Annotated in this window: 14 protein-coding genes; 6 read left to right on the top strand and 8 right to left on the bottom strand. The window is 61.3% G+C overall.

Annotated elements, in window-relative coordinates:
* Positions 1-36: 36 nt before the first annotated feature.
* The 6 genes from QZ511_RS00785 to acsA are packed head-to-tail and all read right to left on the bottom strand — an operon-like array spanning position 37 to position 6,356.
* Positions 37-1,206 carry a glutaredoxin domain-containing protein gene (locus QZ511_RS00785; RefSeq protein ID WP_295797525.1) on the bottom strand — a complete coding sequence of 390 codons (1,170 nt, stop codon included), beginning with the start codon at positions 1,204-1,206 and terminating at the stop codon, positions 37-39.
* Positions 1,193-1,456, bottom strand: a complete 264-nt coding sequence (locus QZ511_RS00780) for an acyl carrier protein (RefSeq protein WP_295797521.1) — start codon at positions 1,454-1,456, stop codon at positions 1,193-1,195. Before QZ511_RS00780 ends, QZ511_RS00785 begins: the two co-directional genes overlap by 14 nt.
* Positions 1,453-2,592, bottom strand: coding sequence for a dihydrolipoamide acetyltransferase family protein (locus QZ511_RS00775; protein ID WP_295797519.1), 1,140 nt, complete (start codon positions 2,590-2,592; stop codon positions 1,453-1,455). The genes QZ511_RS00780 and QZ511_RS00775 overlap by 4 nt, the downstream gene beginning before the upstream one ends.
* Complete coding sequence (locus QZ511_RS00770) at positions 2,585-3,562, bottom strand: alpha-ketoacid dehydrogenase subunit beta (RefSeq protein ID WP_295797516.1); 978 nt, start codon at positions 3,560-3,562, stop codon at positions 2,585-2,587. The genes QZ511_RS00775 and QZ511_RS00770 overlap by 8 nt, the downstream gene beginning before the upstream one ends.
* 35 nt (positions 3,563-3,597) lie before the next feature.
* Positions 3,598-4,581, bottom strand: coding sequence for a pyruvate dehydrogenase (acetyl-transferring) E1 component subunit alpha (pdhA, locus tag QZ511_RS00765; RefSeq protein WP_295797513.1), 984 nt, complete (start codon positions 4,579-4,581; stop codon positions 3,598-3,600).
* Positions 4,578-6,356, bottom strand: a complete 1,779-nt coding sequence (gene acsA, locus QZ511_RS00760; RefSeq protein ID WP_295797510.1) for an acetate--CoA ligase — start codon at positions 6,354-6,356, stop codon at positions 4,578-4,580. The genes pdhA and acsA overlap by 4 nt, the downstream gene beginning before the upstream one ends.
* A gap of 131 nt (positions 6,357-6,487) precedes the next feature.
* Between acsA and QZ511_RS00755 the strand changes: the two genes are divergently transcribed.
* Positions 6,488-9,217 (top strand): HAD-IC family P-type ATPase, encoded by a 2,730-nt coding sequence (locus QZ511_RS00755; RefSeq protein WP_295797507.1) that lies wholly within the window; start codon positions 6,488-6,490, stop codon positions 9,215-9,217.
* Positions 9,218-9,254: 37 nt separating this feature from the next.
* Here the strand turns inward: QZ511_RS00755 and ppsA are convergent, their stop codons facing one another.
* Positions 9,255-11,684 (bottom strand): phosphoenolpyruvate synthase, encoded by a 2,430-nt coding sequence (gene ppsA, locus QZ511_RS00750; protein WP_295797502.1) that lies wholly within the window; start codon positions 11,682-11,684, stop codon positions 9,255-9,257.
* Positions 11,685-11,919: 235 nt separating this feature from the next.
* Here ppsA and QZ511_RS00745 point away from each other — a divergent pair, with 235 nt between their 5' ends.
* Together QZ511_RS00745 and QZ511_RS00740 are read left to right on the top strand one after the other, a co-directional pair.
* The gene (locus QZ511_RS00745; protein WP_295797499.1) at positions 11,920-12,909 is read left to right on the top strand and encodes a universal stress protein; all 990 of its coding nucleotides are present in this window, start codon (positions 11,920-11,922) and stop codon (positions 12,907-12,909) included.
* On the top strand, positions 12,906-21,536 hold the full coding sequence (locus tag QZ511_RS00740; RefSeq protein WP_295797497.1) for a glucoamylase family protein: 8,631 nt from the start codon (positions 12,906-12,908) through the stop codon (positions 21,534-21,536). The genes QZ511_RS00745 and QZ511_RS00740 overlap by 4 nt, the downstream gene beginning before the upstream one ends.
* Before the next feature lie 39 nt (positions 21,537-21,575).
* Here QZ511_RS00740 and QZ511_RS00735 read toward each other — a convergent pair whose 3' ends face one another.
* Positions 21,576-22,130 carry a GNAT family N-acetyltransferase gene (locus QZ511_RS00735; RefSeq protein ID WP_295797496.1) on the bottom strand — a complete coding sequence of 185 codons (555 nt, stop codon included), beginning with the start codon at positions 22,128-22,130 and terminating at the stop codon, positions 21,576-21,578.
* Between the two features lie 132 nt (positions 22,131-22,262).
* On the opposite strand from QZ511_RS00735, the gene QZ511_RS00730 reads away from it, so the two are divergent.
* The 3 genes from QZ511_RS00730 to QZ511_RS00720 are packed head-to-tail and all read left to right on the top strand — an operon-like array spanning position 22,263 to position 24,678.
* Entirely contained in the window at positions 22,263-23,387 is a 1,125-nt protein-coding gene (locus QZ511_RS00730; protein ID WP_295797494.1) for a 4Fe-4S dicluster domain-containing protein, read from the top strand.
* Positions 23,384-23,866, top strand: a complete 483-nt coding sequence (locus QZ511_RS00725; RefSeq protein WP_295797492.1) for a cyclic nucleotide-binding domain-containing protein — start codon at positions 23,384-23,386, stop codon at positions 23,864-23,866. Before QZ511_RS00730 ends, QZ511_RS00725 begins: the two co-directional genes overlap by 4 nt.
* Positions 23,863-24,678, top strand: coding sequence for an FAD/NAD(P)-binding protein (locus QZ511_RS00720; RefSeq protein WP_295797489.1), 816 nt, complete (start codon positions 23,863-23,865; stop codon positions 24,676-24,678). The genes QZ511_RS00725 and QZ511_RS00720 overlap by 4 nt, the downstream gene beginning before the upstream one ends.
* The last annotated feature ends 21 nt before the right edge of the window (positions 24,679-24,699 follow it).

The raw sequence follows: 24,699 nt of genomic DNA, 5'->3' as shown, positions 1-24,699 counted from the left end.
ACAGCGGAAAACCTTCCAAATGCGGTCATAACTGAATCAGAACAATAGCTGTGGGAACAGCAGCATAGCCAACCCCAGCAACAGCATGACCAGACCACTGATACCTTTCAGCCAGTGTCCGCTTCGTTCAGACAATTTGCGACTCCCGAGAGCGAGGACCGCTAAGGCGACCATCAGGGCGTCGTCAGCAATGTAGGCGAGGATATAGAGTCCGAGGTAGCCATAATAGCCAGGGCGGCTCAAGTCCTGCTGCGCGAGCACTGCGGTATACACCGCAGGCAGGCCCGCAGTACACAGCAATTCGATAAAATTGACCAGTACAGCGAGCAGGGCAACCCCAACCATGGATGAAATCACCGTATCCGTGCGCAGTATCTTGCGGACCCGCGCGTAGATCCCGGGTTTGGCAGAATCAGGAATGGCCAGGGTATAGCCGCGGTCTCCGCCGAGGAAATCCCGCAAATTGAGCAAGCCTATGGCAATCGCAATTGCCGCCAGCAGCCAGCGCAACCACCTGGAAAATCCCATCACCAGAAACAGGTTCAGCCAGGCGGCCATAAAGGCGTAATAGATCAAGCCGCTGACGATCACAAAAGTACCGGCGATCATCGCCATGCGGTACCGGTCTTGCAGCCGCACCAGAATGGACAGCAAAAACAGCAGTACCCACATGGCACAAGGGTTGAAGCCGTCAATCAGCCCGAGGGCGATGGTAAACAGGGGGAGACCGAGCCTGGCGACACTCAGGTCGCCAAACCCGGCCTCCTCATGCTTTCCCGGCGGTGCTGTAGCTCCCAGTATCAGGCGCTGTAGTTTGGGGCCGGTGACTTCCGGGCTCACAAACCCCACCAGTACCCGCCCGTCGATGACGAAGGTGGGGACCCCCGGCGGCCACTCGCCGGCGCGACGGGAGTGTCGTTCCAGGTCAGCCGACGCCCGGGGATCCGTATCCAGGGAGCGGTAGACAATACGCAGGCCGGGATTTTGCCGGGCCAGGGTTGGCAGGTACTTTTTTGCATCGGCACAGTGTGGGCAGCCCTGGCGCACAAAGACTTCCATTACCCGGGTTTGCTGTGCCTGTGCATTTTCCGCGGCCGCAACCAGCGCCAATACCTGCGCCAATACCAGAGACAAAAACAGCAACAAGCGCAGTAGCCAGAGCGGCTTTCGGTGCAGGGTGCGCGATGGTGACTCAGCTGGATACATCCTGCTCGCCCGTATGCCTCACCAGGTAGTCGACGGTATCCTGCAGGCTTTGCAGGTGTGGATAGTCACTTTCCGGGATGTTCAGTTGAAATTCCTTTGCCAGGGCAATGGCGAAATTCAGAAAGTCCATGGAGTCGAAATCGTATTGATCGCGTATTGGAACCTGTGGATCGAGAGCATCGGGATCGATGTCGGGTGCTACCTGTAACAACTTTTCCAGGGCGCGGGATCTGAGTTCTGCTTCTGTCATAACTTTTCCGGTTCCTGCAACAGCCGGTCAATCTCGGCGAGAAACAAGCCACCGCGGTGGCCGTCGCTGGCGCGGTGGTCGGCGGCGAGACTGGCATTGATGGTGCTGCGCACCCGGGGCTCCCCATCCACCGCGCGGACTCTTTCGACGATGGAACCGAATCCCACAATCGCCAGTTGCGGCGGGTAGATAATCGGAAATACCGTTTCCACGCCCTGTTCACCCAGGCTGGTGACGGTAATGGTGGCATCCTGCAATTCCGAAGCACGCAGGTGACCACCGCGCGCGCGGTTTACCAGGTCGGAAAAATCCGTCATCAGTTTGTCTAGCGATGACATCTGCACATCACGCAGGGCCGGAACCACCAGCCCGCCGCCGCGCAGCGAAATCGCAACTGCTATATGTGCCGCCGCGTGTACCTGCGTTTCGCCATTGGTGAAAAATCCGTTCATCTCCGGCACTTTCCTGAGTGCGAGAGCCACTGCCTTCAGCAACAGCACCGCGTACACCAGACGTTCCGGCAGTGGACGCCGGGCATTGTGTTGTTCCAGCCAGTGCAGCACGGCGGTCATATCGATACTGGTGGAAAGGTAGTAGTGGGGGATCTCCTTGTTGGCGCGCGTCATCGCGGCGGCGATGGCCTGGCGCATGCCGGCCGCCGGTTCTAATTCTGTGGCGCTAGAGGGCTTCGCTTCACGCCCGGGCTCTCGCCGTGTCTCTTGACTTGACTCGGGTTTGTACGCTTGCGTTGCTTCGGCGCTCGGTGCGGCGGGTCCTGCAGCGGCCAGTACGTCTTCCACTGTAATGGCGCCGTCGGCACCGGTGCCACGGATATTCACCGGGTCGATACCGAGTTCACGGGCGCGGCGGCGGGCGGCGGGGGAGATGCGCATGCGTGTAGAGTCACTGACATAGTTCGCCAGCACCGCACCGACGGGAACCCGGGTATCCGGTTCGACGAGGATTTTTTCGATGGTACCCGCATCATAGATTTCGACGTCGATAATGCCCTTGTTGGTTTCCACCGCGACGACAATATCGCCTTTTTTGAACTTGTCGCCGGGTTTGACGAACCATTCACGCAGGGTCGCGTCTTCCATATCTGCGCCCAGTGACGGCAGCCGGAACTCAGACATTTTGCCCCATCACCTCGCGCACTTTGCCGACGATACTTTCCACCTGCGGCAGCGCCGCCTGTTCCAGATGCCGGGGGTAGGGGATGGGAACCTCGGCGGTGCATACCCGGGCCAGCGGCGCGTCCAGGTCATAAAATGCCTGCTCGGCAATGCGCATGCCGATCTCCGCTGCCAGGCTGCCGCTGTGCCAGCCCTCGTCGACGATTATCGCGCGGCGGGTTTTGCGCACGGAGGCGAGAATTGTTTCGTCGTCCAGAGGGCGCAGGGAGCGCAGGTCCAGGACCTCGGCGTCGATGCCCGATTCCGCCGAGGCAGTGGCGGCTTCCAGCGTCTTGTGCAGGTTCCCCCCGTAGCAGATCAGGGTGATGTCCTTCCCCGGGCGGCGGATGGCCGCGCGGCGAATATCGGCGACCGCAACTTCTGTCAATTCCCCCTCGCGGTTGTACAGCGCATTGTGCTCGAAGATGATCACCGGGTCCGGATCCTCCAGCGCCAGCCGCAACATTCCGCGCATATCTTCCAGGGTGGCCGGGGCGATCACCCGCAGTCCCGGTACATGGGCATACCAGCACTCAAGACTGTGGGAGTGCTGGGCGGCGAGCTGGCGCCCGGCGCCGGTGGTCATGCGTATTACCAGCGGTACACTGAACTGTCCGCCGGACATATGTCGCAAGGTCGCGGCGGTATTCACGATCTGGTCCAGGCACAGCAGGCTGAAGTTAACCGTCATCACTTCCACGATCGGCCGCATCCCACCCAGGGCGGCGCCGATACCCGCACCCACAAAGGCGGATTCCGACAGCGGCGTATCGCGGATACGTGTTTCGCCGAACTCCTGCTGTAAACCCTGGCTTATGGCATAACAGCCGCCGTAACGCCCGACATCCTCGCCCATCAGAAAGACGCGTTCGTCCTCCTGCAGCGCTTGGCGCAGCGCCGCGCGCATCGCTTCACGGTACGTTGTGGTCATTCAACTGCTCGCTATTGATTGCAGGTCATTTGTTGTTAGCGGGATTCGGTATACACATCCCTGGTCAGGTCCTCCACCGGCTCCCAGTGACCGCCTTCGGCGAACTCGACCGCGCTGTGGATCTCAGCCGCAGTATCCTTTTCGATCCCGTCGATATCCCGATCATCGATCAGCTGCTGCGCTTTCATCTGCGCGGTGAGTGTGGCGATGGGGCAGAGCTGTTTCCATTGATCTACCTCTTCCCGGTCGCGGTAGAGCTCGGGATCGAACATAGAGTGGGCGCGGAAGCGGTAGGTGCGCATCTCCAGGAATGCGGGCTTTTTGTCTTCGCGGATTCTTGTCACCGCAGCGCGCACCGCGGTATTTACCGAAACCACGTCCATGCCATCGGCGGCACTGGAATAGATACCGTAACTTTCTGCCTTGCGGTGGATGTCGGTGACAGATTCCGACCGGGCCAGCGCGGTACCCATGGCATACAGATTGTTTTCGCAGATAAACAGCACCGGCAGCTGCCAGAGTGCGGCCAGGTTCAGCGACTCGTGGAATTCGCCTTCCGCCACTGCACCCTCGCCGAAGAAACACACGCTTATCCGCTGGCGGTTCTGCATCTTGTCCGCCAGTGCCAGGCCCACCGCCAGGGGCAGGCCACCCGAGACGATGGCATTGCCGCCGTAAAAACGGGTTTTGGCATCAAACAGGTGCATGGAGCCGCCGCGACCACCGGAACAGCCTTCGCGCTTGCCGTACATTTCCGCCATGATCGCGTTCATGGAAATACCGCGCAGCAACGCGTGGCCGTGTTCGCGATAGGTGGCAACTACCGCATCCTCGGCGCTCAGTTCGGGCATGCTACCGGCGGCTACCGCCTCTTCACCGATATACAGGTGCAGAAATCCACGTATTTTCTCCTGCCCGTACAGTTCCGCACATTTCTCCTCCATGCGGCGGACGCGGATCATATCCTTGAGCCAGCGCAGTCCTTGTTCGCGGCTGACCTGGGAAGTCGGCGCACTCATTCTTTTCCCTCCAGAGTAGAGGTGTCGCCCTCGGGCAGGCCAAGCTCCCGCGCCTTCAACAATCGCCGCATGATCTTGCCGGAACGGGTGCGGGGCAGGTCGTTTTCCACCTGGATCTGTCGCGGCGCCACCGCCGGGCCGAGGCGTTTGCGGGCGAGGGCAAGTATTTCCCGGCGCAGGGTCTCGACTGCCGCTTTGCTGGTGGCATCAACGTCCGGTCGCAGAGAGACGAATCCCTTGACGATTTCGCCGGCCACGGGGTCGGGTATGCCGATCACCGCGGCCTCGGCGACTGCAGGGTGCTCCATCAGTGCACTTTCCACCTCGAACGGGCCGATCAGATGGCCGGAGGACTTGATGACATCATCGGCGCGGCCCACAAACCAGAAGTAGCCGTCCTCGTCGCAGCGCGCCAGGTCACCGGTCAGGTACCAGCCGTCGCGAAAACACTTCTGGTAGCGCGCTTCTTCGTACAGGTAGGTTCGGAACATGGACGGCCAGCCGCGTTTCAGTGCCAGCTCACCCTCGCGGCCCGCTTCCGTGATGACTTCCAGTTTGCCGTCGTCGCCAGCGCTGACGATCGCCGCTTCGATACCGGGCAATGGCCGGCCCATGGAGCCCGGCCGGACTGGCTGGCTCAGGTAATTGGCGATCATGATGCCGCCGGTTTCTGTCTGCCACCAGTTGTCGTGAAACGGCAGGCCGAAGGCTTCTTCGCCCCAACGCACCGCCTCGGGATTGAGGGGTTCGCCGACACTGGCCATAAAGCGCAGTGCCGGCAGCTCAAACTGGCGCGCCAGCGCACTGCCGTGTTTCATCATCATGCGCACGGCGGTGGGTGCGGTGTACCAGACACTGACATGCTGGTCCCGGAGAATGCCGTACCAGCGCTCGGGATCGAACTCCTCCCGGTCGACGATCATGGTGGCGCCAATCACCAGCGGCGCAATGATGCCGTAGCTGGTGCCGGTGACCCAGCCGGGATCGGCGGTGCACCAGAAGACATCCTGCGGGTGCAGGTCCAGGGCCAGGCGGGCGCTGGCATGGTGGGCGAGCACCGCTTCATGTACATGCAGCGCGCCCTTGGGCTTGCCGGTAGTGCCACTGGTGAAATGCAGCAGCGCCGGGTCCTCGGGATCGGTGTTTTCAATGGTGAAAGACTCCGCTGCGCTTTGCAGCAGCGCGCGGAAATCCAGCGTGCCGTGCGGACACTCGGCATCCGTTTTATCGCGCACCAGCAACACGTACTGTAAATGGGGCAGGGAATCCCGCAGCGGTGCCACCTTGCGTTGGTAAAGTGATTCGGTGGTCATCAGCACCCGCGCTTCACCGATGGACAGGCGTGAGCGCAATGGCTCCGGCCCGAAGGCGGAAAACAGCGGGCAGAATACGCTGCCGTTCTTCAGCGCGCCGAGGGCGGTAATATACAGTTCGGGCACCCGTTCACTGAGGCCGAACACTCGATCGCCCTTCGCCACGCCCAGGTCACGCAGGACGTTTGCAAAGCGGTTGGTCAGTGCGCACAGGTCACCGTAGGTGAAGTCCGTGGCCCTTCCATTTCGATCAAGCCAACGCAGCGCCAGATGATTGTGCCTTTCATCCGCCGCGTGCCGGTCGACGGCCTCGTGGGCAATATTCAGCCCGCCACCGGGCAGACCGTCCAGCATCTCCAGCTCGTGTTCCCAGGAGAAATGCTCGCGGGCGGCATCGTAGTCCAGCAGGTTGGGAATCAGTTCCCAGTCGTCGCTATTTTTACGGATGACTTGTTGAGGCATAAGCGTGCCAGGGAGGTTCGTGCGCGAAAATGGTTGAATGAGATGTCTGACGCTGTCGGTGACATAAAGTTTTTTCAGCTAATGTTGCAAAATCAGAGACCGATCTTCTGCTCGACAGGCCCGCAATAGCCGTGCAAACCGAACCGATAAAACCCGAATTACCACAAACCGTAACAGCGCCCGCAGATGGCTCGGGGAATTGGCACAGCCTGCCCACCGAGGAAGTGGCCTCGCTATTCGACACTGGATACGACGGGTTGACCGGTGCGGAGGCCCAACGGCGTCTATCCAGTTATGGCACCAACGCTCTGCCACTGCCACGGCTGCCCGGCTTTCCACGCTTGTTCCTGCGCCAGTTCATCAGCCCGTTGATCTATGTGCTGCTGGCGGCAATGGTGGTCTCGCTGGTGGTGGGGAAGCTGGCCGATGCATCCTTTATCGGCATGATTCTGCTGCTCAACGCACTGATCGGTGCCCTGCAGGAGAATCACGCAAATCAGAGCGCACAGGCACTGCGCAAGTTGATGGTCAGCCGTGTGCGGGTGGTGCGCGATGGTCAGGTCACGGAAATCGACGCCGAGGACCTGGTCCCCGGCGACCTGGTATTGCTCGGATCCGGCGACCGTGTGCCTGCGGATCTCCGGCTGCTGGAATCTGTCGGGCTCGAGGTGGATGAATCGGTGCTCACCGGGGAATCGCTGCCGGTGTACAAAAACAGCGATGAGTTATTCGACGTAGATACCCCCGTCGCGGAGCGCAGCAATTCCTGTTTCGCCGGTAGCCTGGTTGCGGCCGGGCGCGGGCGGGCGGTCGTGACCGCCACCGGCATGCAGACCGAAATGGGGCGTCTCAGCCTGACCATGGATACCGCGCAGACGGTCAAGCCGCCCCTGTTCCAGCGTATCGAGCGCTTCAGCAAAAAACTTACCATCGCGCTGCTGATTGCGGTGACACTGCTGGCCGCCATCGAACTGGCACGGGACACCGAGCCACTGGTGATTTTTATGACCGCGGTGGCACTCGCGGTGTCCGCTATTCCCGAAGGCCTGCCGATGGCGCTTACCCTGGTGCTGTCTATCGGTACCCGGCGCATGGTCAAGCGCCATGTGATCGTGCGCAAACTGGTCGCCGTGGAAAGCCTCGGTTCCTGCACCGTGATTGCCGCGGACAAGACCGGAACTCTCACGGAAAACCGGCTCACCGCACGGCAAATCGCATTCTGTGACGGCAGCAGGCTGACCATCGACGGCGGAAAATTGCCCGCACAGGAGGAGGTTGCGGTGTGCGCGGACGGTCTGGCTTCACGCCTCGCCCGAGTCGCCGCGCTGTGCAATGAGGCTGAACTGCGGCCGCTGGACAATGGCCAGTGGCACAGCAGTGGTGATGCCGTGGATCAGGCGCTGCTGGTGATGGCGCACAAGCTGGGATTGCGGCGTCAGCAGCTGTTGAACGAGCTCCCGCAGATTGGAGAAATTCACTACGAGCCCGCGCTCGGCTTTGCCGGCACCCTGCACCGCGATTCCACCACCGGGGAACAAGCACGGCGGGTTTCCATAAAAGGTGCACTGGAAAAACTGTTGCCCATGTGCGATCGCATGGCGACAGCAGCAGGCGATGTGCCAATCAACCGCGAGGCCGCACATTCGACAATGGCGAGCCTCGCGGAACAGGGCGCGAGGGTGCTGGCATTTGCCGATGGCGAGTTTCCGGATGGTGGCAACTTTGCTCCGGATAATCTCCGGGGCCTGTGTCTGCTGGGGCTGGTTGGCATGTTCGACCCACTGCGCCCGGAGGCCAAGGCCGCGGTGGCCGAATGCCGCGCTGCGGGTATTCACGTCAGTATGTTGACCGGCGATCACCCGCGTACGGCGCTCAGTATTGCGCGGGAACTGGAACTCGCCGATGCGGACGACCGTCCGGTGACCGGTGCCGAGTTGGCGAAGGCCGAGGCCGAAGGGCCGCATGCGGTGGACGAACTGACCGCGGATACCCGGGTGTACGCGCGCGTATCCCCAGAACAGAAACTCACCATCGTCCAGTCTCTGCAGCGCCAGGGGGAATTTGTGGCGGTAACCGGCGATGGGGTCAACGATGCCCCGGCGCTCAGCCGGGCGCACGTGGGCGTGGCCATGGGTGAGCAGGGCACGGAAGTGGCGAAGGAGTCCGCCGACCTGTTACTCACCGATGACAATTTCGCGTCGGTGGTGGCGGGCGTCGAGGAAGGGCGCATTGCCTACCAGAATATCCGCAAGGTCATATTCTTTCTTATTTCCACCGGCGCCGCCGAGGTGGTGCTGTTCGTCCTCACCACCAGTTTCGGCCTGCCACTGCCGCTCACTCCGGTGCAATTGCTGTGGCTCAACCTGGTGACCAACAGTGTGCAAAGTGTGGGGCTGGCACTGGAGCCGGGAGAAGGCGACGAGATGCGGCGGCCACCGCGCCCACCGCAGGAATCCCTGTTCAATCCGGTGATGCTGCGACGGGTGCTGGTTTCCGGACTGGTGATGGGCGGGCTGGCATTTACCTGCTTCTACTGGCTGATGCAGGCGGGCTGGCAGCTGGATGCCGCACGCAACAGTGTGCTGCTGCTGATGGTGCTGTTTGAAAACGTGCAGGTCTTCAACAGTCGCTCGGAAAGCCGATCCATCTTCCGCCAGCCATTCTTCTCCAATCCGATATTGCTGCTGGGCACCCTCGCGGCACAGGCCCTGCATATCCTGTGTCTGTATTCGCCACTGATGCAGGAGGTGCTGGGTGTGAACCCGGTCAGTGCGGCACAGTGGAGCGCGTTGCTGTCGATCGCACTGCTACAACTGGTGGCAATGGAACTGTTGCTGCTGTTTCGAAAACCACCGCGGTGAATATCCGGGCTTGATACCGGCGGCAATTTGTCCGGACCTAAGTCCCGGCACCCGGTGTCTTGCCTTCACGTTCAATGGCCACGACTTTCTCAATGGTACGCAGCAGCGCATCAGGACTGAGACTGATGGAGTCTATCCCAAGTTTCACCAGGTATTCCGCCACCTCGGGATAGTTCGACGGTGCCTCCCCACAGATGCCTGCGGGTATCCCGTTGCGCTGGGCGCCCTCGATCGCCAGCCGGATCATCTGCAGCACACCGGGGTCGCGCTCGTCGAAATCAAAGGCGACGATATCCGAGTCGCGGTCGACCCCCAGCACCAGTTGCGTCAGGTCATTGGAGCCAATGGAGATACCGTCGAACAACCGACTGAATGCATCGATCTGCACCACATTGTTGGGAATTTCACACATCACATAGACTTCCAGGCCTTCGCTGCCCGGGGCCAGGTCGTGTTCCGCCATCGCCTGCAGCACCTGTTCCCCTTCCGGCACCCGGCGGCAGAAGGGCACCATTACCTTGATGTTTTTAAGCCCCATGGTTTCCCGCGCGCGCTTCAGCGCTGCACACTCCAGCGCAAAGCCCTGCGCGTACGCCTCGTGGGCATAGCGCGAGGCACCGCGAAAGCCGAGCATGGGGTTTTCCTCGTGGGGTTCGAAAGACCGGCCACCGATCAGCCGCGCGTACTCATTGGTTTTGAAGTCAGACAGGCGCACGATCACCGGCCGCGGATAAAATGCTGCAGCGATGGTACCGATACCCTCGGACAACTTCTGCACAAAAAACTCGGCACCATTTTGATAGTTTGCAGTCAGGTAGCGAATGGCATTGCGGTCCTCTTCCTCCTCAATTCTGTCCGGGCAGGCGAGGGCCATAGGGTGCGCCTTGATATGTTCATTGACGATAAATTCCATCCGCGCCAGGCCAACACCGTCACAGGGCAGGGAACTCAGGCGGAATGCCTGCTCCGGACTGCCCAGGTTGATCATCATTTTTGTTTGGGGACTCGGCAACTGATCCAGCTCGGTGGTGGTAACGTCAAACGGGATTTCATCGCGATACACCCGACCCACGTCGCCTTCGGCACAGGAGATGGTGACGGTCGCACCATTTTCCAGCCTGTGATCGCCGCCGATCCCCACCACTGCCGGGATACCGAATTCCCGCGCCACAATCGCCGCGTGGCAGGTGCGCCCGCCGCGTTCGGTCACCACCGCCGCGGCGCGGCGCATTGCCGGCCCCCAGTCGGGGCTTGTGCTTTCGGCAAACAGGATTTCGCCCTCGTTGAACGCGGCCAGCTGGTGCGCATCGGTTACCCGGTGCAGTTTGCCGGAGGCAATCGATGTGCCGATCGCACGGCCCTCAGCCAGCAGTCCCGACTTGTGCGGCTTTTGCGCAAAGCTGAAGCGCTTCAACACATTGCGCGGCTTTCTGGAGGCGACCGTTTCAGGGCGCGCCTGTAACAGGTAGAGCTGACCGTCATCCCCATCCCGGGCCCATTCCAGGTCCATCGGGCAGGCTTGCCCGCGTCGTTCGCTGTAGTGTTTTTCGGTGGCAATGGCGTAGTGTGCCAGGGTCAATATCTCGTCGTCGCCCAGGCTGTAGCGCGCGCGCTGTTCCGCCGGCGTCTCGATGTTGTGCAGTTCCTGACTGTTGAGGTTGTCGTCACACACCAGGGTCAATTGCTTGGCGCCCAGTTGCCGGCGCAGCACGCAGCGATATCCCAGGTCAAATGTCGGTTTGTGGACGTAGAATTCATCGGGATCCACCGCGCCCTGTACGATATTCTCACCGAGGCCGTAGGTGGAGGTAATGAACACTACATCGCGGAAGCCGCTGTCGGTGTCGAGGGTAAACATCACGCCACTCGACGCGGTATCTGCGCGCACCATTTTCATTACCGCGATGGCCAGCGCCACCTTGAAGTGGTCGAAGCCATTGCGTTCGCGGTAGCTGATTGCTCGCGCGGTAAACAGCGACGCAAAGCACCGCCGGCAGGCTTCCAGCAGGCCGTCACGGTTGCCAATATTCAGGAAGCTGTCGTGTTGTCCGGCGAAACTCGCATCCGGCAGATCCTCCGCAGTGGCGGAACTGCGCACCGCCAGGCGCAGCTCGGCACCATACTGTCGACACAGCGACGAATAGGCAGCGTCAATTTCCTGCTCCAGGTCTTGCGGAAGGCCGGCGTCATAAACGATACGCCGCGCCTGTTCCGCGATGGTTGCCTGGCGGTCGCTGTCCGCATTTTCCAATGTCGCGAGGAGCCTTTTCAGTGGCTCGAGTGCACCGGCGTCTTCCAGTACCGCGCGGTAGCCATCGGCGGTGATGGCAAACCCGTTGGGCACACGGATGCCCATGGGGTTCAGGGCTCGATACATTTCCCCAAGGGAAGCGGTCTTGCCTCCAACAGAGTCAATATCATTCAACCCGATTTCCTCAAACCAGCGAATGTACCTGCGTTCGGGCATGTGGAACTTCCTGTCGTATATTGGCTTTTGTTTCAACCTGACTTGAGTCGTCATTTTGTATTTTTGACCATAGCCGAGCTAAGCTGAAAACGCGTCCCTAAATTCCGCATTCCTCAGGTATTCAGCGTCAGTATTAACGATGCGTTCTGCGCCTCGACACATCTGATGACGCCCGAATATTTTCTGCAAAATTTGCTAATTCCGATTCTTTTCCGGTCCTTTCGGGGGAGCCGTCATGCCGTTCAAACATATTCTGGTGCCTCTGGACAGTTCGTCTCTGGCAGAGGAGGCCATTGCCCACGCCATTTCCCTGGCGCGAAATACCGGCGCCGACATTCACCTGTTACACGTCCAGAAGTCCCCCTCACACGCCGACGAGCACTGTACCGACCCGGTGGATTGGCGCCTGCGCCGGGCGGAATTGCGCAGTTACCTCAACGGGCTTTCCGAAGAAATTTCTGCACAGGAAATAGCGGTAACCCTGTCGATCCTTGAAGGGCGGCCGGCAGAGCAGATCGTGGAGTACTGTGAGGAAAAAGATATAGACCTGATCGTGATCACCGCCTATGGCAAAGGTGGCATCAGCCGCTTTGATTTTGGCAGTACCGCGCACAAGGTATTGAGTGGTTCTGGCCGCTCGTTTCTGGTTGTACGCCCGGGAGAGGCACCGCCCGATCCCGCCAGTACCACCTATACAAAGATTCTGGTATCGATGGACGGATCACCGCGGTCGGAGTGGGTTGCCTGTCAGGTGGCATCAATGATGCGCGGCCAGCAGGTTGAGATCATCCTGCTGCAGGTGATCGCGGTACCGGAAATGCCACGGCGTATGCCAATCACCCAGGAAGAGCACGCAACCCGGGAAAAGTTCGTCGAATGCAATCGGCGCGCGGCCGAGGCCTACCTCGAAGAGATGGCCCGCCAGTTGCAGAACGGCATCAAGGTCAGGCCCAGGTTGCTGGTATCGCAGAAGGTGGCCGAAGGTATTTATGCCACTGCGGAAGAAGAGGGGGTAAACCTGATTGCCATGAGTGCCCATGACTGGCAGACCGGCGCCCAGCAGGTGACCGGTACCGTCTGTCACACCGTCATGTGTCATTCGAACCTGCCGGTGCTGGTGTTTCAGGACCTGCCGGAAGCCCAATTACAGGCGCTGCACGCCGGTGCGGACATCTGCCAGATCCGACAGCCGACCCAATCCAATAGTGGCGCCACCCATCGATGAAATTGCGACGTGGAAATTCCGGAAGGCTGGCGCGTGCACGCAAGTTTCTGTCGCGCCGTAAACCCCCATCCCACCGACATACTCCGATACCGGCTCCGCCAGCGGGAGAAGGCGCGGAGGAACACCCTGCGCCCGGCGATGCGCAACAGCGTCGCGACGATATCGCGGTCCTGGCGAAGCAGCACCGGCATATCATCGGCACATCTCAGCGCATTGGACTGAATGCCCACCTGTGGCACTTGGAACACGATTTCCAGGACGTCTACCGCCGACTTGCAGCCCGTGTGGAAGCCGGGGAAAAGGGCACCCGCAGCGAGGAGTGGCTGCTGGACAACCGGCACGTGGTTCAGGAAGCACTGGAACTGGTGCGCGAATCCCTGCCGCGCAATTACCTCAAGCAACTACCCCGGATTGCCACCGCGGGCGGCCAGAAAGAGCTGCGTGTGCGATCACTGGCGGCCAGCTTGATCGCGGATTTGCAGCAGCCGCTGGATATGGAGTTGGTGCACGAACTCGTCGAGTACTACCAGGGAGAAAGTATCCTGACCACCGGGGAACTCTGGGCACTGCCGGCGATGTTGCGCCTGCACCTGCTGGAAATTCTTGCGGACCTGGCAGAGACGGCTTTGGCCGAGGTGGAGGCCGGCGATGAGGCTGAAAGTGTTGGCATTGCCAGTGGCATCATCAGCCTGCGGGAACTCCGTACCTATGACTGGCGGGGGTTTGTCGAATCACTGAGCTGTGTAGAGCGAATTCTGCTCACCGACCCCGGTGGTGCCTACGGCGATATGGATTTCGCCACCCGCAACCAGTACCGCGGCGTGATCGAGCAGCTGGCACGGGGCAGCGACAGTGCAGAGCACCGCATTGCCCAGCGGGTAGTGGAGCTCAGTGAGCAGGCGCCGGACGACACGCGCGAGCGGCATATCGGCTATTTCCTGGTGGGTGACGGGCTCCCGGAACTGGAACAGGCCGTGGCTTTCAAGGCGAATTTTTTCCAGCGCCTGTACCGCAAACTGTTCGGCAATGCGTCGTCGGTCTATTTTGCCGGGCTCGCCCTGTTTTCGGTGCCGCCACTCCTGTTGCTTGCACTCGTTGTTTTTTCCGGAGGCACATCCATTGCGGGGGCACTGCTGGCGCTTGCCTGTGCCGCGGTGCTGCTGGTTGGCATCGCGCTGGCACTGGTCAACGGCCTGATCACGCACAGTCTCACCCCGCGCAAACTGCCGAAAATGGATTTCAGCCGGGGGGTTCCGCTCGGGTTCCGCTCGGCGGTGGTCATGCCGGTACTGTTTGCCGATGCCGAGGATATCGAGAAGGTCCTGCAGTGCCTCGAAATCAACTTTATCAACAACGACGACCGCAACCTGCTGTATGTGGTGCTCAGTGATTTTGCTGATGCGGATGCGCAGAGCAAGCCCGAAGACGCGGCGCTGTTGCAGGCTGCCAGCGACAGGCTGGCATCATTGAATGACCGCTACGGCAGTACGGAGCGGGCGCCATTCCTGCTATTGCACCGCGAGCGCCGCTGGAATCCGGCGGAAAAATGCTGGATGGGCTGGGAGCGCAAGCGGGGCAAACTGATTGAATTCAACCGGCTGCTGAAGGGCCATGACGGCCACGACTTCAGTACCTGTTTCGGCAACCGCGACGCACTGCAAAATATTCACTTCGTAATCACCCTGGACGCCGACAGCCAGATGCCCCCGGGAACCGCCGCGCGTCTCGTCGCCACCATGGCACACCCGCTAAACCGCGCGGTGATCGACACCAGCAGCCGTCGCGTCGTCGCCGGGCACGGGTTTCTACAGCCGCGGCTGGAGGTCGACCCCACGGGCTCTGGGGAAACCCTATTCAGCGAGATTTTTGCCGGGGACCGGACCGTCGACCTCTATACCCATGCGGTTTCCGATGCCTATCAGGACCTGTTTGGCGAGGCGATTTTTGCCGGCAAGGGCATCTATGATCCGCGGGTGTTTTCGCAGACACTGGCGGGGCATCTGGCGGAAAACACCATTCTCAGCCACGACCTGCTGGAGGGCGCCATTGGCGGTGTCGGCCTGCTTTCCGACACCATCTTCTACGAGCAGTACCCGCCGAATATTTTTGCGCTGCTGCGCCGCTCCCATCGCTGGATTCGCGGAGACTGGCAGCTGTTGCCGTGGCTGCGCGGCAGTGTCACCCTCGACGATGGTGAACAGACCCGCAATCCGCTACCGCCGATCCACCGCTGGAAAATTCTCGACAACCTGCGCCGCAGCCTGGAGGCACCGGCACTTTTGGGCTTGTTTCTGTTGTGCTGGGGCGGCGCCCTCTCCGGTAGTGTGTGGGGCTGGACCGCGGGCCTGCTGGCACTGTCGGCCGCGCCGGTATGGTTGGAGTTGCTTTCCCTGTTGTGGCGCTGCTGTGCCAACCCGCGCCGCGCCCATCGCCACCTGAGCAGCGGTCCCGCGATATTGCGCCAGCGCGCGCAGTACTGGCTGCTGTCGCTGGCGTTGCTACCGGTACAGGCGCTGAACGTACTGGACGCAATCCTGCGCACGCTCTTCCGTCTCGCGGTCTCTCATCGCCACCTGTTGCAGTGGACTTCCGCCGCCCACGTGAACCGCAGTTTTGCCGCAACGTCCTTGATCGGGCGCTGCTGGCGCGAGCTGTGGATTGCACCGCTACTGGCGGTCGCAACCGCGGTCTGGCTGGCGTTCACCGCACCGGCAAGCCTGCTGCCTGCAGCGGCACTGTTACTTGCGTGGCTGTTCCTGCCGTCGCTGATTGCACGCATCGACCGGCCACGCCGGATCGAGCAGCAGGCAGTAACCGATGGGGATATCCACGAGCTCAGGCTGCTCGCCCGGCGCACCTGGTATTTTTTCGAGCATTTCATGAGCCCGGACGACCACTGGCTGCCACCGGACAACTATCAGGAGGAACCACTTGCGGTGCTGGCGCGGCGTACCTCGCCGACCAATATTGGCCTGGGTGTGCTCGCCACGCTCAGCGCCTATGACTTCGGCTACCTGGACCTGACCCAATTGCTGGCCCGGCTGAACAACACCTTTGACCGCATGCGTGGCCTCGAACGCTATCGCGGGCATTTCCTCAACTGGTATGAAACCCGTGAACTGCACCCGCTGAATCCCCGTTACGTGTCCACCGTCGACAGCGGCAACCTCGCCGGCAGCCTGCTCACGGTTGCCAACGGCCTCGAGGCATTGCACCGGGAAACCCTGAGCGGCCGGCAACTGGTGCAGGGCATCGCGGATACCCTCGGGATCGTCTCTGAAACCCTGCAGCCGGAAGACCCGGACAGCGCGTCTGCAGAAGTGCGCGATATCACCACACAGATAGCGCAGTTGCGGGAGCGACTGGAGGCGCGCGCGGAGCGCGACCACTGGTGGCAGATTATCGACGATGTGTACGAGCAGGAAGTGCCGACGCTGCAGGGCCGGGTGATCGCACTGATCGAGCGCGATGAGAAATTCAGTGCGGAATCCCTCGGCCGCTTGCGCCACTGGCTCGATGAACTGCATCAGCACGCTGTGGCGGCACGCCGCTATCAGGAAAACCTGGAACCCTGGCAGCGGCTGATGGCAGCACCACCGGTCATTTGTCGGGAAGAGGGCGGCCAGGTTGCGGAAGCTTTCCGCGCGCTGGCGGACATTCTGAACGCGCCGATTTCCCTGGCAACACTGGCCCGGACCTGCAGTGCGGCGCAGCAGCAGTCAATGGCGCTGGGGCGGGTCATTGACACCGTCGGCGGCCAACAGCGGGAGGAGGCCGACCAGTGGATCGGTCGCCTGCGGGAAGCGCTGGTAACGGCGCAGGACAATAGCGAAAAATACCGCAGCGATCTGCAACGCCTGGCTGCGAAGGCCCGCAACTGGGTTGCAGAAATGGACTTCGCGTTCCTGTATGACCCCGAGCGCCACCTGTTCCATATCGGTTACAACGTCAACGACGCCGCACTCGACCCCAATTACTATGACCTGCTGGCGTCTGAATCGCGTCTCACTGGTTTCCTCGCCATCGCCAAGGGCGACATCCCGGCGCGGCACTGGCGCCACCTGGAACGCCCGTTCCGGCGAATCCAGCGTCGTATTGTGATGATGTCCTGGAGCGCAACACTATTCGAGTACCTGATGCCTCGACTGCTGATGGAAACCCCGGACCACAGCCTGATCGGCCGCGCCTGTCGCAATGCCATCGATGTCCACCGGGAGTTTGCCACCCGCTTCGAGGTGCCCTGGGGGATTGCCGAGTCCGGCTACTACGAACTGGACAACCACCTGCATTACCAATACCGGGCATTTGGCGTTCCCGGGATTGGTTTTCGCCGCGATCTCGGCGAGCGGCTGGTGATTGCCCCCTATGCATCGATGATGGCGCTGCCGTTTTACCCCCAGGCGGTGATGGAGAACCTGCGCCAGTTGCGCAACCACGGCGGCTACGGCCAGTTCGGCCTGCACGAGGCGATCGACTTCGGGCGCACCGCCAAACCCGCACCGCGGCGCGCGCGTACCGTGCGTTCCTATATGAGCCACCACCAGGGCATGATCCTGCTGGCGCTGAACAATTTTCTGCACGGCGATGTCATGGTGCGGCGCTTCCACAGCGATATGCGCATCGCCGGGCTGACACCGCTGCTGCACGAGCGCCTGCCCACCGCGCCTCCGGCACTCAAGCCCTGGAAGCGCCCCGGGGTTATGCGCAGTTTCCACGCAGAGGTGGTACTGGATACCTGGACGGTGTCGCCGTCGCAGCCCTACCCGCAATACAACCTGCTTTCCAACGGACACTATTCGCTGATTCTTGCCGCAGATGGTGCCGGCGGGGCCTACTGGCACAATATCGCGCTGACCCGCTGGCAGGCGGACCCCACACGGCACCAGTGGGGTCGCTTCTGCTATGTGCGCGACCTCGACAACGAACAGCTCTTTTCCGTGGGCATGGCGCCCTGTGATGGCGACAGTAGTCGCTGTACCGTGAACTTTTCACCCCAGAGCGTGGAGTACCAGCGACGAGAAGCGGCACTGTTCTGTCGCCTGCATGTGTCGCTCAGTTCGCAGCACGATATCGAGGCCCGCCGGCTGGTAATCAAAAACGAAAGTGATCGCGAACGCCACCTGTTGCTGGCGGACTTCGCGGAAGTGGTGCTGGCACCGGAGCGGGATGACCAGCGCCACCCGGCATTTGCGAAACTCTTTGTGGAGAGCCAGTACCTGCCGGAAGAACAGGTGATGATTTACCGCCGGCGCCCGCGCGGAGACAACGAAAAACCGATCTACCTGGCGACCTGTGTCCTGGTGCAAGCCAGTGTCCGCCACCGCCTCGGCTGGGAAACCGACCGCACGAGCTTCCTTGGCCGCGGCGGCACCCCCGCACGCCCGCGAGCCATGGGCGAGGGACTTGCGGGTTTTTCCGGGACCACGGGGCCGGTACTGGACCCGGTGATCGCGGCGGCACAGGAAATATCCATTCCACCGCAGTCGGAAATCGAGGTGATCTACCTCACCGGCGTGAGCAAATCCCGCAGCGAGCTACTCAGTACACTGCGGGCCTACCGCTCGCGACCCAAGGCGCGCTGGGTTTTCGATCTCGCGCGGATGCAGTCGGAACAGGAACTGCGCAATCTGCATATTACCGCGGGGGAAATGCGCTGGATGATGGACCTGCTGTCCGCGGTGCTGGCACCCGTCGCGCCGCTGCGCGCGCCCGCCCAGGTGCTGGCGCGCAGCCGGCATATTCAGCCCGGACTCTGGAGCCGCGGTATTTCCGGAGACAACCCGATCCTGCTGGTCCATATCCGCAAGGAAGAGGAACTGGATTTCGCCGAGCCAATCCTGAAGGCGCACACTTACTGGTGTGGCCGCGCGGTGGCGGTCGACCTGGTGATCATCGACGAGGAATCCGCCGGCTACGACCAGCAGACCCGCGACCGCCTGCGCGAGATGATTGCGGAAATCCGCGGGCGCACGCTGCGCAAACTGTCGGGCTCGGTGGTGATGGTGCCCGGCCAGGAGTTACCGGGAGAAGAGCGCACTCGGTTGCTGGCGGCGGCGCGGGTAATCCTGGATTCCAGCGGCGGCACCGTGCAGTCGCAGCTACAGGGTGCCGCGAGCGCGCTGCGGGCGCAGCAACAACCGCTGCCACCATTTGTCCCGGTACCACCGGCAGATGACAGACCGCAGCCGACGCCGGCACTCTGTCGGCCGGACGACCTGTTGTTCGACAACGGCCTGGGCGGGTTTTCCGCCGACGGGCGCGAATATGTGTTGCATCTCGAACCGGGGCAGCGTCCACCGGCACCCTGGGTCAATGTGATAGCCAATCCGGATTTCGGCTGTCTGGTTTCCGAAGGCGGTTCCTGCTGTACCTGGGCCGGCAACAGTGGCGAGCACCGCCTCACCACCTGGAACAACGACCCGGTGCGGGATCCCAGTGGCGAGGTGCTGTACCTCCGTGACGAGGAGACCGCCGAAGTATGGACGCCAACGCCGGCACCGCGGCCCGCGTCTGCGCCATACCAGGTGCGACACGGTGCCGGCTACAGCGAGTTCCGCCACAACAGCCACGGCCTGGAGCAGTCGTGGCGGATATTCACCGACCTGAAAGCCCCGGTGAAGTTTGGCCGCCTGACACTGACCAATTGCTGGGACAGGCCGCGGCGGCTTACCGCCACCTATTACGTCGAGTGGGTGCAGGGACTGGTACGGGCGAACAGCTGGCCGCACCTGGTGTGCGAATTCGATTCCGAAAGTTCCGCGCTGCTGGCCCGCAATGCCTTCGTGCCCGATGCCGAACCGGGAGTGGCGTTCCTGACCGCCAGCCTGCCGCCCCACGGGCTGACCACGGACCGCCATGAATTTATCGGCAACGGTACCGGGCTCGAGTCCCCCGAGGCGCTGTCCCGCATCGGGTTGTCCGGCCGCGTGCAGTGTGGCGTCGATCCCTGTGCGGCGTATCAGGTGCACATCGACCTGCCCGCCGGCGAAACCCAACAGGTGTATTTCGTGATGGGTGAGGGCAGGGACCGCGCGCAGGCGCTTGCGCTGGCACAGGAGTTCCGCAGTCCGCAGAGAGCGGAACAATGTCGCGAGACTTTCGAAAACTTCTGGGAAGAGTATCTGGGGCGGGTACAGGTGCAGGTTCCCGACAAGGCCACCGAGATTCTGGTCAATCGCTGGCTGCCATACCAGACCCTGGCCTGCCGATTGTGGGGCCGCAGCGGTTTTTACCAGTCCAGCGGCGCGTTCGGGTTCCGCGACCAGCTACAGGATGTGCAGGCTCTGCTGTGGACCCATCCGGAATGGACCCGCGAACATATCCTGCGCGCGGCCTCGCGCCAGTTTCAGGATGGGGACGTGCTGCACTGGTGGCACGAAAATCCGTTGCGCGGTGTGCGCACCCGCTGTTCCGACGACTTGCTGTGGCTGCCGTTCGTCACCGCCCAGTACATCCGCACCACCGGTGACTACGAGGTATTGCATGAACCGGTTTCCTACCTGAGCGGTACACCGCTGCAAAAGGACGAGCACGAGCGCTACGCGGAATTCGATCCCAGCGAGGAATCCGGTTCGCTGTACGAGCACTGCTGCCGCGCCATCGAACGGGCCAGCGCCGTTGGCCCCCACGGTCTGCCGGTGATCGGCAATGGCGACTGGAACGACGGTTTCAGCCGCATCAGCACCACCGGCCGCGGCGAAAGTGTGTGGATGGGGTGGTTCCTGCTGCGGGTATGCCGGGACATGGCGCCGCTGTGCGACTTTGTCGGCGACCCGGCGCTGGCGGAATACTACCGCCGCCTCGGCGAGAATTTCCGCCAGCAGGTGGAGGAAAACGGCTGGGATGGCGACTGGTACCGCCGCGCCTACTATGACGATGGCACCCCGGTGGGCTCCAAGCAGAGTGACGAGTGCAAGATCGATCTGATTGCGCAGACCTGGTCGGTACTGTCACAGGAGGCCCCCACCGAACGCGCCCGTACCGCAATGGCATCCGCATACAAGCACCTGGTGCGGGAAGATTCCCGCCAGGTGTTGCTGCTGAGGCCGGCATTCGACAAAACCAAGAAAGATCCGGGCTATATCAAGGGCTACCCACCGGGCATCCGTGAAAACGGTGGACAGTACACCCACGCCGCAACCTGGTCGGTATGGGCGGCGGGAGGCCTCGGCCACAGCGAGCGCGCGCACCACCTGTTCAGCCTGATCAACCCGATCACCCACACCGACAGCCCCGAGGGAGTACAGCGCTACCGCACGGAACCCTATGTGCTTGCAGGGGATGTCTATGGTGTTGCTCCACACGCGGGGCGCGGCGGCTGGACCTGGTACTCCGGCGCATCCGGATGGCTGTATCGCGGTGCGCTGGAGGCGCTACTGGGGGTCAGAATACTGGATGGCAACAGCCTGGAGATTGATCCCTGCCTGCCGGAATCCTGGGACCGGTTCCACCTGTCGCTGCGTTACGGCGACAGCCGCTACGATATTGAAGTGGAAAATTGTGGCGGCGGGCCACTGACCCTGGTGGAATTGGCAGTCGACGGCGAACGGCTCGCCGCGGCGCGGGTTCCACTGGCGGACGATGGCGCTACCCACCGGGTGCACTGTGTATTCGCCCGCTCAACCTAGCGCTTCCGGCACCGCGCCTTGCGTTCGCCGGAGGCGCGGTCAACGAGAGCGAGGGAAAACCTTGAGGGAATAGATTACCTGCGTCGCGTCCCGGGGATCGGTACGGCAATCCCAGCCCATATGCTCTGCCACCTCGCGCAATTTATTGTTACTGGCGGATTCTGTGGAGTAGAGCAACTCGATGCCCCGCGACTTGGCAGATTCCACCACACGCTTTAGTAGCAGGGTGCCGAGCCCCTGGACCTGCCAGTCGTCGGCAACGACAACGGCACATTCGGCGCCTTTTCCATCAGCATCCAGTGCGTAACGGGAAACGCCCACTTCTTTTTCGGTACCGTCTTCATCGAACAGGGCGATAAACGCCTCACGCTTGTCGTGATCCACGTCCATCAACTGCCGCATCAACTGTTCGCTCGGTTTGCCGACGCCGCCGAGGAATCGCTGGTGACGGGATTCCTGGGACAGGTTGCTGATAAATTCCCGTTCCAGCTCGATATCCTCCCGCCTCATGGGTCGAATGGTAACTACCCGACCGTTACGTAATTTCTCTGTGACAGTTCTCGTGAGTGCTTCGTGGTGCTGATCTTCCGACATTGTCGTCCGTCTCCTCTCAAGTTTGACCGCCGGTTTCTACAATCTCTTTCAATAATAGTTCTGTCTGGGAATTCGCGGCCAAACAGGCAGATTCATTGACGCGCAGCATTCAGCGGCGGGGGCATCCCAATAATGTGTGAATTTGTACTGCAGGCAGAGCACCTGGAAAAACTGATCCAGGTCATTCGCGGGGAGGGCTACCAGATGTTGGGTCCGGTCCTGCGGGACGGCGCCATTGTCTACGACCAGATAACCACCACCCAAGATCTCCCCCGGGGCTGGTCCGATAGCCAGGAAAAAGGATTCTACCGGGTCGAGCCTGGCAATACGGGCGCATATTTCGGCTACGCAGTGGGCCCGACCTCCTGGAAAAAATTCCTGCAACTGCCGCAGCGCCAGGTGTGGCGGGCACAGAAAACCGATGATGGACTTGATTTCGTACAGATTGTCGAGGAAGCGCCGGCACTGGCATTTTTGGGCATTAGGAGTTGCGAACTGCACGCCATCGGCATCCAGGACCGGGTGTTCGTCGATGACCAATTCTGCAACGAGGATTACGCCCACCGGCGCGACCGTGTACTGATGATCGCTGTCAATTGCACATCACCTGCGGCAACCTGTTTCTGTACCTCGATGAACACTGGCCCAGAAGTGACTGCAAACACCGATCTGGCGCTGACCGAAGTGATCAATGACGAGGAGCACTACTTCCTCATTGCCAGTGAATCCTATCGCGGCGGCCAGATATTGCAGCAACTGCCATTGACTCCGGCAGCGGAACGACACCTGAAAGCAGCGGAAAGTGCCGTGCAGTCCGCAGTGTACAAAATGGAACAGGGGCCGCGGAGTCTCGACAGAGCAGGGGTCAAGGACCTGCTGTACCGGAATTATGAGAGCCCGGCGTGGGATCTGGTCGCCGAGCGCTGTCTATCCTGCGCCAATTGCACCATGGCCTGTCCCACCTGTTTTTGTTCGGATGTGCAAGATACCACCGACCTCAGCGGCGAGCACGCCGAGCGCTGGGAGCGTTGGGACTCCTGCTTTACCGGTGACTTCAGCTATATCACCGGTGGTTCGGTGAGGCCCGATACCCGCTCCCGCTACCGCCAGTGGATGACCCATAAACTGGCCACCTGGCACGACCAGTTCGGCAGCTCCGGCTGTGTGGGGTGTGGCCGCTGTATTACCTGGTGTCCGGTGGGCATCGACATCACTGAGGAAGTGCAGCGTATTCAAGCAATGGAAACAGCACTATGAAGAACCTGGCGCAACTGCTGCGCGAGCATCCATTTTTTCACGGTATGGATGAAGAGCACCTGGAATTTATCGCCCGCTGTGGGCAAAACTGCATTTTTAACCGCGGTGAATACATCGCCCGTGAGAATGCGCCGGCGGACCAGTTTTACGTGATTCGCGATGGCAAGGTGGCGGTTGAATCCTACGTGCCGAACCACGGCTCGCTGTGTCTGCAGACGCTGCACAGCGGCGATATTTTTGGCTGGTCCTGGCTGTTCCCGCCTTATCTGTGGACATTTGATGGTCGCGCACTGGACGAGGTGCATGCGGTGCGTCTCGACGGCAAGTGCCTGCGGGACAAATGCGACGAAGATCCGAAACTGGGATACGCGCTGATGAAACGCTTCGCGCGTATTGTGACCGATCGCCTGCACACCACCCGGGTGCAGTTGATGGACGTCTACAACCAGCAGCGACCACCGCTGGACAGTGGACAATGACTCCTGAGGTATTCAGGGTTGAGCAACGCCGTGAGGAGTTTCCCGGCACCTTTACTCTGCGTATCAGGGGCGAGCGCGCGAAAAATGGATCGCCCGCGGAATTTCAACCGGGCCAGTTCAACATGCTGTATGCCTTCGGTGCCGGCGAAATTGCAATTTCCCTCAGCGGATCTCCGCGGGATCGCGACGGCTACGTGCATACGATACGTACCCACGGTTTTGTCAGCCAGGCGCTGGAGCGGTTGCAAGCGGGGGATTTACTGGGTGTGCGCGGCCCCTTCGGTTGTGGCTGGCCCTTATCCGCAGCCAAGGGCAAGGAAGTACTGATCATCGCCGGAGGCCTGGGGCTGGCGCCACTGCGGCCGTTGATATACAACCTCCTGGGCGACACGCAGTCTGTGCGAAATATCCGGCTGTTTTACGGCGCGCGACGACCGGATGAGATGCTCTACCGCGACGAGCTGGCACAGTGGGCAGGGTCCATGGAAATCGTGCAGAGTGTCGATCATGGAGACGCCGATTGGGCGGGGCATATCGGGGTGATTACCGGGCCGCTCGCGGGTGCTGAGCTGGACCCGCAGAATACCGTCGCTTTCCTGTGCGGGCCGGAAGTGATGATGCGTTTCTGTATCCAGACCCTGACCGCAAAAGCAGTCCCGGAATCCGCAATCTACCTGTCCATGGAGCGCAATATGAAATGCGCCACCGGGCACTGCGGACACTGTCAGTGGGGCCCCAACTTCGTCTGCAAGGATGGACCGGTATTCAACTTTGCGGGAGTACAGAGTTGGTTCAACATTCGCGCACTGTAACAGGCAGCCCGGCCCAAAAGC

This window comes from uncultured Microbulbifer sp. (assembly GCF_913055755.1).
Classification (GTDB): domain Bacteria; phylum Pseudomonadota; class Gammaproteobacteria; order Pseudomonadales; family Cellvibrionaceae; genus Microbulbifer.
This window is presented reverse-complemented; position numbering and strand designations above follow the sequence as displayed.